14 protein-coding genes are annotated in these 12,578 nt (G+C 65.0%); 2 read left to right on the top strand and 12 right to left on the bottom strand.

The window, feature by feature from the left end:
- Window positions 1-5: 5 nt before the first annotated feature.
- The 8 genes from ACSQ3N_RS18555 to ACSQ3N_RS18520 all read right to left on the bottom strand — a co-directional run bounded on the left by ACSQ3N_RS18555 (window position 6) and on the right by ACSQ3N_RS18520 (window position 6,638).
- On the bottom strand, window positions 6-1,049 hold the full coding sequence (locus ACSQ3N_RS18555) for a contractile injection system protein, VgrG/Pvc8 family (protein WP_436147072.1): 1,044 nt from the start codon (window positions 1,047-1,049) through the stop codon (window positions 6-8).
- On the bottom strand, window positions 1,049-1,510 hold the full coding sequence (locus ACSQ3N_RS18550; protein ID WP_436147071.1) for a phage tail protein: 462 nt from the start codon (window positions 1,508-1,510) through the stop codon (window positions 1,049-1,051). Before ACSQ3N_RS18550 ends, ACSQ3N_RS18555 begins: the two co-directional genes overlap by 1 nt.
- 14 nt (window positions 1,511-1,524) lie before the next feature.
- Complete coding sequence (locus ACSQ3N_RS18545) at window positions 1,525-3,990, bottom strand: phage tail tape measure protein (RefSeq protein ID WP_436147070.1); 2,466 nt, start codon at window positions 3,988-3,990, stop codon at window positions 1,525-1,527.
- 39 nt (window positions 3,991-4,029) lie between these two features.
- Window positions 4,030-4,248, bottom strand: coding sequence for a hypothetical protein (locus tag ACSQ3N_RS18540; protein WP_436147069.1), 219 nt, complete (start codon window positions 4,246-4,248; stop codon window positions 4,030-4,032).
- Between the two features lie 11 nt (window positions 4,249-4,259).
- On the bottom strand, window positions 4,260-4,397 hold the full coding sequence (locus tag ACSQ3N_RS18535) for a GpE family phage tail protein (protein WP_436147068.1): 138 nt from the start codon (window positions 4,395-4,397) through the stop codon (window positions 4,260-4,262).
- A gap of 8 nt (window positions 4,398-4,405) precedes the next feature.
- Window positions 4,406-4,762: a phage tail assembly protein gene (locus ACSQ3N_RS18530; protein ID WP_436147067.1), complete on the bottom strand. Its 357-nt coding sequence runs from the start codon at window positions 4,760-4,762 to the stop codon at window positions 4,406-4,408.
- 126 nt (window positions 4,763-4,888) lie between these two features.
- Window positions 4,889-5,398: a phage major tail tube protein gene (locus ACSQ3N_RS18525; RefSeq protein WP_436147066.1), complete on the bottom strand. Its 510-nt coding sequence runs from the start codon at window positions 5,396-5,398 to the stop codon at window positions 4,889-4,891.
- Between the two features lie 43 nt (window positions 5,399-5,441).
- Window positions 5,442-6,638, bottom strand: coding sequence for a phage tail sheath subtilisin-like domain-containing protein (locus ACSQ3N_RS18520; RefSeq protein ID WP_436147065.1), 1,197 nt, complete (start codon window positions 6,636-6,638; stop codon window positions 5,442-5,444).
- A 52-nt stretch (window positions 6,639-6,690) separates the two neighbouring features.
- On the opposite strand from ACSQ3N_RS18520, the gene ACSQ3N_RS18515 reads away from it, so the two are divergent.
- Window positions 6,691-6,813: a hypothetical protein gene (locus ACSQ3N_RS18515; protein ID WP_436147064.1), complete on the top strand. Its 123-nt coding sequence runs from the start codon at window positions 6,691-6,693 to the stop codon at window positions 6,811-6,813.
- Between the two features lie 35 nt (window positions 6,814-6,848).
- Window positions 6,849-7,253, top strand: coding sequence for a response regulator (locus ACSQ3N_RS18510; protein ID WP_436147063.1), 405 nt, complete (start codon window positions 6,849-6,851; stop codon window positions 7,251-7,253).
- 79 nt (window positions 7,254-7,332) lie between these two features.
- Here ACSQ3N_RS18510 and ACSQ3N_RS18505 read toward each other — a convergent pair whose 3' ends face one another.
- From ACSQ3N_RS18505 to ACSQ3N_RS18490, 4 genes are read right to left on the bottom strand one after another with little or no spacing between them, the layout of a single operon-like run.
- Entirely contained in the window at window positions 7,333-7,818 is a 486-nt protein-coding gene (locus tag ACSQ3N_RS18505) for a hypothetical protein (RefSeq protein WP_436147062.1), read from the bottom strand.
- Window positions 7,808-8,923 (bottom strand): hypothetical protein, encoded by a 1,116-nt coding sequence (locus tag ACSQ3N_RS18500; protein ID WP_436147061.1) that lies wholly within the window; start codon window positions 8,921-8,923, stop codon window positions 7,808-7,810. Before ACSQ3N_RS18500 ends, ACSQ3N_RS18505 begins: the two co-directional genes overlap by 11 nt.
- On the bottom strand, window positions 8,920-9,486 hold the full coding sequence (locus ACSQ3N_RS18495) for a hypothetical protein (RefSeq protein ID WP_436147060.1): 567 nt from the start codon (window positions 9,484-9,486) through the stop codon (window positions 8,920-8,922). Before ACSQ3N_RS18495 ends, ACSQ3N_RS18500 begins: the two co-directional genes overlap by 4 nt.
- Complete coding sequence (locus ACSQ3N_RS18490; RefSeq protein ID WP_436147059.1) at window positions 9,453-12,578, bottom strand: DUF4815 domain-containing protein; 3,126 nt, start codon at window positions 12,576-12,578, stop codon at window positions 9,453-9,455. The genes ACSQ3N_RS18495 and ACSQ3N_RS18490 overlap by 34 nt, the downstream gene beginning before the upstream one ends.

Genomic DNA, 12,578 nt, shown 5'->3' with positions numbered 1-12,578 from the left:
GTTCTTTACGCTGCGTTTGCGTTTTCAGCAGCCGGTAAGACCCCTCTGCGCTCCATTTCGATGACGGTTGAAAGCCCGTTGTCATCCAGTCTGTGCTCCACCGATTTGCATAGCCAGTCGGTGCCATCAATCTCTGGCTTCCACCCTCGCACGTTCACAGGCGTTTGCACCATCAGCGCAGGCTGTCCGATGGCCAGCGTGATTTCCAGTGTGGCCGCGCCTCGCTCGATGCGGCCCATCTCAGCCTGGGCCGCGGCCCTGGCGTCGGCCTCGGTAGCGTAGCTGTCGCGCAAGGTCTTCAGGTTGTCTTCGGTGCCTGCAATGGCCGCTTTCTTCTCGGCCGCGCGGGCGTCCTGCCAGTAGGCGCGCACGCCTGTGTAGCTGTCCCGGGCTGCGCAGTGGTAGCGGTGGCGATCGCCGTCGCTGCGGGTCAGCATGATGGCTTCCAGTTCCTTGCCGCTACTGTTCTTGGTACTGCCGATGGGCAGGAACACCAGGCGGTCTTTTTTGACCGTGGCTGCCGCATCATGCTGGCGCCCCAAGCGGGTTAGAAAGTGCACATCACTTTCGTTTGTCTGGTCGATGTGCTGCACGCGCTTTGCGGCCAGGCTTTCGTCCACGTTGGCCTGCAGCCTGTTCTTGGCGGCAATGTCCCGCACGATCTGCCCCAGCGTGGCGCCGTGCCAGCTCTGGCTGGCGCGCTGGCGCAAGGTGCTGCGAAGCTCGGCACTGCGGCAGCGTAGGGCCACCGTATCGGGCGTGCCGCTGTGCTCGATTTCATCCACGGTGAAACTGCCCTTGTCCACCATGCCGGTGTGCTGGTAGCCCAGCTGCAGGGTAATGGTGGCGCCCACGGGCGGCAGCGCGAGGTTGCCGGTGGAATCGTCAAGCGTAATGTCCAACTGGTCTGCTTCTTCGCCGCGGCTCTCGCGCAGCTGCAGGCGCATCAGCAGCGGGCGCACCACCTGCGACACGTCCCGCCCGTTCACCACCAGCGAGTAAAGCACCTTGCGGTGCGCGCGGTCTTGAGCCTGCAGATTGACCGCCATCACAGCCACCAATCCCAGTCGTCACCGGTCCACCAGTCGCCCCAGTCGTCGCCGCCATCCGTGCCGCCTGCCGGGTCGGCCAGGGCATCGTCTACGCGCGCTAGGTTGATGGTGAATTCCACGCGCCGAGGCACGCCCTCGCGTACAAACAGGGTGCCCGTTTCGTCCATGCTCTCGATCACCCATGCGCCGAAGTTCTCGCCCGCACCGTTCACCAGTGCATAGGCGCTGCCTTTGTCTGCCATTGCGCGCAGGCGGTCCAACGCCTTGCGGTCGCCCATGAACTCGGGCGCCTGCAGCCCGGTCAGGGTAATGGTTTCATCACCTGGCCCCACGTACTGCCGCGCCGGCCTGGCGCCCACCCGGGCGTTGCTCGGGTGGCGCCAGCTGGTGCTGCGGCGCAGCTCTTGGAATGCAAGGGTGTTCAGGGCAAAGGTGAATTGCCCCAGCGCGGCCATCATCGTGGTGGCTCCTTTCAGTCGATATCTGACAGGCGGCTGTATCGCCGGCTGTCCTTTTCACGCTCGATGCGTTCGATTTCAGCGCGCACGGCGTTGGCAATGGCCTGGCCATCCATACCCGGCGCCGCGTTGATCGTGATTTGGTAGCTGCTTCCGCCTGCAGTAGAGCCAGGCGCCGCGGGCGCACCCATGGCGGCCATGGGCACCATGCTGGCGGTGGCCATGCCCAGCGCAGCCTGGCGCACCATGCCGACGCCGTTCTGAATGCCCAGCGCGGCGCCTTCACCCACGTAGCTGCCCAGCTGCATAAACACGCGGCTCGGGCTGTGGATACCCAACTTTTCCTTGAACAAGTCCACCGCATCGCCCGCGGCCATGCTGATGGCATCGCGCACCGCTGAAATGCGGCTGGTGATGCCATTTGCCATGCCCTGCACGATGGCCGCACCGGCTTCGAAGAACTGCGCACCCAGGCCCCAAACATACTGCGCTGCGCCCATCACCGCGGCGCCAATGTCCTGCATCAGTAGCTTGAAGCCGCCCACCACATCCGCCCAGCGCGAATACAGCATGGTCGCAGCCAAAGCCAGCAGGCCCACGGGGCCAGTTGCAATGCGAAGCAGCACCATGCCAAAGCGCAGCATGGCCGGCATGTAAGTGGCAAGGGTGGCACCCCAGGCGCCCAGCCACTGCGCTGCGCGCAACAGCCAGGGGCCCATGCGCGCCACCGCGCCACCAATGCCGGTGAAGGCAAAGAACAGGCGGCCCAGCAGGAGGCGCAGCAGCATGCCCTTGACCATGAACAGGCCAACGGGGATCAGCAATGCGCCCAGCGCTACTGACAGCAGGCCCAGGCCCACCACGACCTTGAGAACACCGCCCACGATTGCCGGGTTTACCTTCATCCACGCGGTGAAGCGCTCCAGCAGTGGATTAACCGTTTCCAATACGGAAATGATGGTGTCTTTCAGCGACTCTCCCGCTGTAGACATGGCATTGAAAACCCGGTTGTTGAACATCACCATCTGCGCGCTCAGCGTCGCATTGCGCGCTGCTGCCTCGCGCGACATGCTGCCCTTAGCCTGTGCACTGTTGGCCAGCGCCATCTGCCGCTGCAGTTCGTCGGGCTTGTCCACCAGCTTAGCCAGTGTGTCGCTGTGCTCCATGCCCACAAGCTCAGCCATCACACCAATGCGTTTTTCTTGTGGCAGGGCGCGGATGGCCTCCGCCACCTTCAACAGCGTGCCAGCCGCATCTTTGGCCATGCCGCTTTGGATGGCCTCGGTGGTCATGCCGATTTCTTCCACCGCGGCCCTAAATTTCTTCGTGCCCTTGGTGGCCGCTGCGAACTTCGTGAAGATCGCATTGATGGCCGTGCTGGCGGTTTCGGCCCGCTCGCCTAGGGTCAGCAGGGTGCTGCCCAGCGCCGCGGCGTTCTCTGCAGAGATTCCCACCGTGGACGCTACGCCGCTGGTGCGGTTCAGGACGTCGATGATGTCGGCGCCCTTACTGATGGCGTTGTCATCCAGATAGTTGATGGCGTCGGCCAGTCCGCGTATCTCGGTCACTGGGCGTTTGAAGTTCTTGGCCACCTTGCCCATGCTCTCCGCCAGCTGGTCGGGCACTGCATCGAACGCGGTGGCCATCTCGCTGGCCAGCTGCACGAACGTCCCCAGCTCATTGGTGGGCACCTCCATGCGAGCCGCCGCCGTCATCATCTGCGCAATCTGCACTGTGGTCTGCGGCAGGTGAGTGGACAGGTCGCGCACCTGCTGTTCAGCATCGCGGTAAACCTTCGTCAGGTTGCCTGCTTCGTCCCGAGCGCCCTGCACCTGGCGAGCAATGCCCAGCATGGCATCTTCGTGCTGCATGAACTTGCCCACGGGCGCCAGCCCGGTTTCCACAGTGCGCCGGCCGGTGGCCATGGCACCCACGCCCCCTGCCGCCACCATGGCGCCGTGCATCGTGATGCGCCCGTGGGCTTTCTCCAGCGCCTGCATCCGCTCATAGGCGGCTTTCTTGCGCTGCAGCGCCTGGGTGGTTTTGTCGATCTGCGCAGCCAGCTGGGCTTCGGCCGTGGCCGGGTTGCTCACGCCGCGCGACTCCATCACCGCCTTGGCGCGGCGCATGGTGGCGGTCTGGCGTTCAAAGCTGGCGCTCAGCCGCTTCACCATCGCATCGGCGGCTGCCAGCTGCGCGGTGTGGGCCTTCTGCGCCGCGGCATCGGTATGGGTTTGGGCTGCCAGCTCGGCGTGCGCCTGGCGGGCGGCCTGCAGCTGGGCGCGGGTGGTGCGCAGCTGGTCGGCAGCGCGCTTGAATCCTTCCACACCGCGCTGCTGGCTCTCCAGCTTGCGCAGGGCGGCTTCTGCCGCGCCGACGTCGCCCGCCAGGGCCTTGGCACCCTGGCCCATTCGTTTGAGCGGGGCAGACACCTTGTCCACCGCCGCCAGCAGTACCTCCAGGCGCAAGCGGTCAGCCATGGCGCACCCCCTGCGCTTGGCCGGCCTGCGCCGCTGCGATCAGTTGATGGGTGGGAGCCCGGCCGCCTTGCGCGTGCGCCGGATGAGACTGTCGATTTCCGCCAGCTTCTGCTGGCTGTAGATCGTGCTGGAGTTGTGTGCCGATGGCAGCAGCATGCGCACGGCGGCGCCGCCCGCCATGGCGGCCAGCCAGGCAGTGGCCACAACTGCGCTCAGTACCACTACGGCTGTGAGCGCCAGGATGATGATGGTGGTCATTTGCGCGCATGTTATCGCTTCTTGTCTTGAGGTGCGTGCATGGCGTTGTGGCGCTCCACGGCCAGCTGGCGCCAGTGCATCAGCTCGCCCAGCTCCATGGCGTTCAGTGCATGGGGCGGCCAGTGCAGCAGAAACGCCACGTCTGCCATGGGTTCCTCTACTGCTGCAGGGATTCCAAAACGGCCTTCGGCGTCAAAAAAGCGGCCACCTCCATGGCCATGGTCACTAGGTCGGCCGTGTCCATGTTGGACACCTCGGGCTCTGTGATGGTGGGCACTGTGATGCGCGGCAGCAGCTTCATCACTGCATCAGTTTTGTACTGCAGCAGCTCGGCCAGCAACATGCCGCGCAGGTCGCCGGCCAGTGGCTTCATCAAGTGGACAGCGGTGATGGTTTCGCCCTTGCGCTCAATGGCCGTTTCCAGCGGAATATGCACTGCCTTACGGCCATTGATGAGGATGGGGCCGCCCGCTGGTGCTGCGGTGTCGGTGGTGGTGGTTTGCACTGCTGTCATGTTGGTTTCCTTGTGGTGTTGAAGATCAAAAAAAGCGCAGCGGGTGGCCCCCGCGGTGTGCTGGTGCGCACCTGCTGCGAACCAGGCGGCCCGTAGCTATCGGGCTTGGCCTGGCAGCTAGGCAACTCAAATTCCCAGGGCTGCGCGCACGCCGGCGAGGTTGTCCACCCCGCCCACCGTTTCCACCATGTTCACCAGGTCGATTTCCATTTCCTCCTGGCCGTCCACCACTTCCTTGTAATAGGTCAGCGTGTATTTGTAGGTGCGCTCTGTGGTGTCGCCGGCCTTGGAACTGCCGGGGTCGATTTCCACCAGGCGGCCACGCATCACCACTTCAACGGGCGTCACGGCCTCGCTGTCTTCAGTCTGCAGTGCACCGGCAAAGCGGATCATCACGGCGTCGTGCTGGCGGGCGCCCCACTTCTTGGCCAGGTCTTTCAGCCAGCCGGCGCCCTTCAGTTCGGCCTCCATCTTTTCCTGGCCAAAGTCCAGATCAACGGGGCCTTGCATGCCGCCCGCGCGGTATTCCTCCATCTTTCGGGACAGAGTGGGCAGGGTGAGTTCGGGGACTTCGCCCATGTAGTTGGTGCCGTCAACAAAGGCGGCAAATGCTTTCAGTACGCGAGGCAGGGACATGGCTTATTTCTCGGGTGGGGGTGGTGGTGTGGGGTGGTGGCGATCACTGGCCGGTGGCCACGCGCACATCCCAGTCGGAGTAGTAGCGGTCCGTGATGCGCTGGCGCAGCTCCACGTCCTCGGCTGGTGCCACTGGCGCATAGTCGTAGTCAATCACCAGCTTCCCGGACTTCAGGGTTTCGGTGGTGTTCACGTCCCAATCGATCCAGGCTTTGCCGCCCAGGATGTAGCCGCCAGCCTTCAGCGAGCGCAAACGCGCATTGATGGACTCGATGATGTTGCTCACCAGGGCAGGGGTCAGCGGCTTGTCCACGAACGGGAACATGCCTTCGGCCATGGTGTCGGCCAGCACGTGGGCGGTACGGGCGGCCGACTCGAAAGAGAACGCTTCTTCAAGGCTGCAGGTCCGGTTGCCCCAGAAGCGAAAGCCCTGCTTACGGATCAGCGTGGTGACGTTGCCATCGTTGAGCAGCACCGCGTCACAGGCCGGGTTCTGCAGGTCGAAATACACGCTCTTGCTGATGCCGGTGGGCCCGTTCACCGGCACGTTGGAAATGGTCTTGTGCCACCCTTCGGTCTGGTCAATGCCGGCGCGCATACCCATGGCGTAGGCCGCTGCCGGAACCTCCACCACTGCATTGGCGGTGGTGCTCCACTTGGTGAAGTTGGGCCAGATCACCATGGTTTCGCGCTTGCCGAAGCCATCGGCATAAGCAAGTGCCGCGCTCACATCGACAGCATCGTGCGCGTGCACGTAGGCCATGGCGCGCAGTGCTTCGGCGGTGGCGGTGAGCGCTTCGGCCACGGGCTTGTTGTCCAGGCCAGGCGCACCCAGGATGCGAGGTTTCACGCCCAGTTCGCTCTCCGCGTCCAGCAGCGCCTGAATACCGGTGCGCACGCCGTTGGCGAACGTGCCCACCACCTTGCTGGTCTGGTCGGCGGCCTTCGCCTCGTCGTCAGCGCCCACGCCGTCAGGCACCCGCACGATGACCAACACCGGCCGCGCCTGTTCTGCGATGCACGCCAGTGCGGTGGCCAGGGTGCCCAGCGTGCCTGCCTTGGCCTGCGCCTTGGCAATGCTGGTGAACAGCACAGGTTTGTTGAGTGGGAACGCTTCGGGGTCCGCATCGCTGGCGGTAGCCACCAGGCCGATGATGGCGGTGGACACCACGCGGATGCTGTTGGTGCCCTCCGTAACTTCGGTGACGCGCACGCCGTGGTGAAAGTCTGCAATTGCCATGGTTGATCCTCTGTGGTGAACGGTGCTCGGCGCGTCTCGCGCGAGAGTTCCCATGGTGCTTTTCCACCCACGCAATTGCCAGCGCGGTGCGCTGTGGCTGCGCCAGAAACAAAAAAGCCCGCCTGGCTCGATGCTTGGCGGGCTTGCTGTTGAAATGCGGCGTTACATGCTCTGACGCGTTAGAACTGTAAGTGTTACAGTCCTCCTTCTATGCCCCGCAGCGTGCTCCTAGTTCATCGCAGCGATGATCTCGCCCAGATCACAAAGTCCCTACTCGAATCGAGTGGGTGTGAAGTTCGAATGGCGGCGGACGGCGCAGAAGCCATTAGAAAAATGGGGGAGCGTTTGGCGCGAGTGGTCGTAATCGACAACGATCCACCAGACATCACCGCTTGTCACCTCGCCATCCATTTAAAGGCTTTCACCGAAACGCTCCTGCCTTCGCTGCCCTGTAAAACTGTAGCTTTGAGGGGCGATGTTTCTCCACTGGATGTGATGACACTTGACGGTTTCGACTTTGTACTGTCGAAACCTGCAGCTTTCGAGAAGATCGCCGACGCAATTCAAGCCTGCTTTTTGAGCTTGGATTACGAGCGCTCTGCAAGTCTCCGATAACTTCCACCTGCCGCGGCTCCTCATCCATCCAAGGGGCTGCATAACTCCCCGGTCACTGACGACTTGAAAACGCCTCAGGTCATGGGCGTTCTTCGGACTGTATGGCTGCGGTAACGATTTCTTGCGCGCGGCCTGGCGCCAGGATGCCCACCGCTTCAAGGCCCTGCACCCCCCGCACGGTGGCCGGGTCTTCAAGGTCGATGAACTGGGCGGCGGCTTGGTCGGCGATCGTGGCCCGCAGCGCTGCGGCCTGCATGCGCGCCGCCTCGGGCTGCTCGGGGCGGTCCACGGCGGCCCACTCGATAGCGGCTTTTTCTTCGGGCGTGAACCGTCGCCGGAACCCCAGCACCGACACGATGCGCGGAGCGGCCACGGCCGGCGCCTCGGGCTCGGGCAGCGGGGCCACGTAGGGCCGCATTACCCATGCCACGCCTGACCAGTTGGCGCGCAACTCGCCCTCGGAGGTGGTGGTGGACTGGGAAGGCGGTGCGCTGGGCACCGTGCGCAGGCCGGGTTCGCCCACGCCGCCCGCGAACCATCCGTGCAGGTCGAATTCAAATGGCAAAGTACACCTCCAGGGCGTCGGGGTTGGATTCGTAGCGCGCAGCTGCAGGCGTGCCATATTGGCTCGTACCGTTGAAGATCAGGCCACCCCCACCCACCCGTGCGCGGATGGTGGGCACCGCTTCGGGTCCGCGCCAGAAGGCGGGCAACCACTTGAACTTTGTCCCGTCCGTGGCCACCAGCACATTCCAAGAGGTAGTACCGTCTGTCAGCTTGACCGGGATGTAAAGCAGCCCGCCCATTTCTGCAGCGGTCGCGCCCAGCGCACTGACGCGCAAGCCGCTGGGCTCCATGTCGCCCACGGCGCCCACTGTCCAAGCGTTTGCATCATCGGAATAGACGGCCGACAGTGTGCCTTCTGCCAACGTGACCACGATGAACCGGCCGCTAAGCGTGTAGCCATTGCTGGAGCCGGCTGGGAGGTTGGTGACTGCTGCCGCCAGCCCTGCGGAGTTGGTCCAGCCGTCCAGGCCGTTGGCGCTCCAAAGCGCCATGGTCCCGGTGTCTTTGACCGCCAGCCAGCGGGCGCCGTTGTGCAGCACCTTGCGCCACATTTGCGCCACACCGAAATCGCGTGCGGTTCCTGCTGGGTTCGCTGTCGTGTGAGTGCGGAATTCCTTGTATCCGTAGCCGCTCAGGACGTACCCGATTCCGCCTGCGGAACACGTGACGTCACTGGCACCCACGCCTGTCTGATAGACCCACGTCACCCCGTTGTCGATGGATGTTTTTACGCTGTAACTGCCCGCATATGCCACCAATGTCATCAAGAGCGAGCCGGCCGCTGTGAGCTTGCCAGCCACCAGTGCCGCTGATCCATCTACTGGGCGCGCTGTCCATGCCTTGAGGTCGGCTGACGTGTAGACGTTGGTGCCTGAACCTGTCTCGGCCACGTACACCGCCCCGTTGTGCACGATGTTTTCGCACAGCAGCTCGGGCGAGTTCGCGCCGCGCAGGCGGTAGGGCGACACATAGCGCACGGGCACGCCGCCAAGGCGGCCGGCGCCGCTCCACAGCGGCCGGCTGCGCAGCTGCACGCCCAGCGCGGCGCGCGTGGCCTCGCCCTGGCGCTGGGTCTCGGCAAGGGAAGCAATATCAATCGTCATGGGGTGGTTTCCTCCACAGCAGACAGGCCCGACAGAACGCCGGCCGTGTAGTTCAGGGTTTCGGTGCGGGTGCGCCCGTCATAGATGGTGGTGACGCCGGCCAGCCGGCCGTCGCCGTCATAGGCCAGGGTCTGCAGCGCCACCTGGCCGCCCACGGTGGTGGACAGCGTGGCGATGCGGCCCAGGCCGTCGCGGGTGATGGTCTGCAGGCTGGGGCCGTTGGCAGGCCCCAGGGCCAGGTGCGCGGGCTTGAGCGTGATGGCCGGGCCGGTCTGACCGTTCACCACGCCCACTTTGCTGGCGGTCAGAAACGCCACGGTGGTGCCCAGGTTGGTGATGCTGCCCTGCAGGGCCGCCACGGCCGTGGCCAGCTCGCCGTCCGTCACGCGCCCTTCCATCAGCGCGGCCAGGGTGTCGCAAGCGCTGTCTACGGCCGCCAGCGACTCGCGCAGCCGCAGCACGTCTTCTTGCAGCAGGTTTTGCGGGTGCGGAAGCGCTAGATTCAGCGCCGGGGTGCGGTCGTTCGTCATCAGAGCACCGCCGCGCGCAGGTTCGTCGCCCATGGCCGCGCGTTGAAGCTGCCGTGCATAGTGATACGCAGGCGCAGGCGTTCGGCGGCGAAGTCTTCCAGGCGGTAAGTCAGCTCCATCACGCCGGCTGTCATTGGGCTTGACGACAGGTAAGGAACCTCTGCCCACACTGCGCCAGGCGCATCAGCCAGCGCGTGCAGCTGCAGGGATGTGCCGGCCGGCAGATAGGCTTCGAGCGTCACGCGCACGTCCACCAGGCCGCCAGCGCCCAGCATCGGGCTGACGTAGTCGCCCGCGTTCTGCAGGGAACCCACCACCAGCTGCATGCCAGGTTCCAGCACGGCGGCAAAGTTGGCATCACCACGCAGACGGGCTTTTACTTGTACAGGGCCGGTGTAGCGGCTGGGCAGCTCCACCACCTGGCCAGGCGCAGCCAGCGCGGTGTGGGCAATTCCGGTAGCGGCGATTTCGAACACACATGCAGCGCCCGTGCTGGGCTGGTGGGCGTAGGCCTGCACGCAAAGGTCCGTGGCGTCGGCCACGTTCACGGTGCCCAGGTCCAGCACCCGTTCGGTTTCGGTGTAGTTGGCTGCCAGTAGCGAAAACGACAGGTCTTGGTCTTGGTGGGCGGTCCAGGTGCTGGCGTTCGAGCTGGAAAGCATCACCCCTACTTGGTAAGGCTGCGATGTGACCCAGCGCAGTGAGTTAGCGTCCCAGCCGCCCAGCTTGGCCAGCGCCAGGGCCGTGGCGTTGTCGTCGCTCAGGGCCACCAGGGCGTATTCGCGGCCGGCCTGCAGCACAACTGGGCTCCACTCGGCACGCGTAGGCGTGCCATCCGTCTTGATGGCGGCGGGCAGCAGCCAGGCTTCAGCCAGCACGCGGGGGGAAGGGTAGCCGGCCTCGGCCTCGCGAAGCTGGATCAGTGCGCCGGTGCTGCCCTTGGCAGTAAACCACAGGTCCACGCCGGTGCAATGCTCGGCCTTGTCCAGCACAAACGTCTGCGCCAGCGGGTCCACGAATACCGGCTGGAAGTAGATGATTTGCGAGAGCTCGCGGTCCACGCGCTCGCCCTGGCCAGTGAACAGGGCGTTTGCGGTGCTACCGCCCGTGCCACGGAACACCACCGACTTGGTGCCGGCTGGCACGTTGGCAGGGATGGGGAAGGTTCCGCTTAGGCGGCCCTCCGCGTTGGCGGTCAGGGTGCCGCCTGGCAGCGGGTCGGCTTCCGCCGCGATGCCGTCAAAGGTGACCGACTGCAGGTGCTCACCGGGGCCGAAGTCGAGGTCGAAGCGCACGTCGATCTGGCGCAGGTATTCCAGCAGCGTTGAGGATTCCTTGCGCACGACCTTCTCGCCATTGCCGAAGCGCCACGACGAGGCCACGCTGGTGGGTACGCCCAGTGTGTCGTGATATTCCGTCCAGCGGTCCACAGCGGGCGTCAGCGTCACCGGGCGGGGCAGCGGGTCGAAAGCGTTGTACGGATTCACCAGCATGCTGTCCGTTCGGGCGTTCTGCGCGAGCGCCACGCGGTGGCTGTAGGCAGGGCTCTGTCGGGTCTTGATGGCCTGGCCAATCTGGTGCACGGTGAAGGTGATGGGCAGGCAAAGCGCTCCGTTGGCAATCAGTGCGGTCTGCGGCACACCGGCGTCGCGCATGGCGTTGGACAGCATGGGGTCAGCGAACAGGCCTTTTTTCAAGCCGGAATGGCGACCGCTGATGTCCACCGCGAGGCGCAGCTCGGCCAGGTCTTGCCACATGCGAGTGATGGACTCTTCCTGTTCGTTCAGCTTTTCCATGCGCACCATGCGCACGCCGTCAAGCGTCACGCGGCGCTGCTGGTCCCAGGTCTGGTACACGGATGCGATGATCAGCACGCTTTCGGGCACCTGCGGCGCCAGCGGGAGCCAGGGCGAAGGCACACCGCGCACCCACGCGATATCCCCATCGGCCGACAGCGTGAGCCGGTCGATGCGGCGCAACGCGAAGTTGTACGACAGGAGCACGGTGGTGCCCGCCACGGCGCCGGTGACCGTCAGGCCGCGCGAGTCCACCGCATCCGGCGCCACCACGGCCACATAGAGATAAGTCACCTGATAGGTGCTGCCCGGTGCGGGCTCTGCGCCACCTGCGGCCCAGTCCACCTGCCCGGACGTCAGCTTGTAGTCGGCAGGGTTGGCAAACACGGTGGCACCTTGCTGGATCAGCTCAATCTGCTGCACGCTGTTGTCGGGCAGCGGGTCGGCCGCACCCACAAAGCCGCCGTGCACCACGTCCACCGTGCGGCGCTTGATGATGCGCACCTGCGGTGCGCCCACCATGGGCCAGCGGTCGAAGTCGATGCGCTGCGCACCGTTGGTGGCCGACAGATGCGGTTCGCTGTCGATCCATTGCAGGTCCGGCAGGGCGTTGAACACCACGCGCCGGCCGCTGGGCAGCTCCAGCGCGGCACCGTTGATGCGCGCGGCGCCTTCGCCCAGGTTGTAGACCTGCTCCCCGGTGGGCAGATCGGCCGCCATGCGCAGCTCCATGCCGCGCACGATGTAGGTGCCGCCCGTGCTCGCCACGTCATAGGCCTTGATGGCGGTGGTGACGGCATCGATGTTGGGCGGCGCCTCCATCGGCCGCACCCAGCCGTCTTCGACCGTCCACACCGGAAAGAAGTCACCGGCCTGGCCGGAACCCTGCACGCCCCAGGCCAGCTGCACGCGCTCGCGGGCGGCGCCGGGCTCGCGGAAGCCGTCTGTTCCTTGGGCCGGGTTCAACAGCTCGGGGTCTTCCAGCTCGGTGACCACATCGCGGGTGAGGTACACGCCCACGAACACCACGCCCACGGTGGCGATCACCAGCGCGGCCGGTGGCACGCCGCGCACGGCGCCCGCCACGTAGATGGCGCCGGGCTCGCACGTGGTGGCGCCCGTGTCGTGGTTCACGATGATGCCTGCGCCGCTGATGATGGAGCCCTCTTTCATGAGGATGCCTGCGATACCCGCAATCCTGGCATGCATGGCGCGCTGCACTTCGTTCAGCTCGGCGCTTTGCAGCACCCGGTCCGCGCGGAACAGGTGGCGGTCGTAGTTCTTGGCCGGGTCGAACCGGTCATAAATTGCGTTGGGATTTGCGGCCAT

The sequence above is a fragment of the Acidovorax sp. LjRoot194 genome, from assembly GCF_964253015.1.
In the GTDB taxonomy this organism is placed as follows: domain Bacteria; phylum Pseudomonadota; class Gammaproteobacteria; order Burkholderiales; family Burkholderiaceae_C; genus Acidovorax.
Note: the sequence above shows the minus strand (reverse complement) of the source record. Positions and strands in the feature narration are given on the sequence as shown.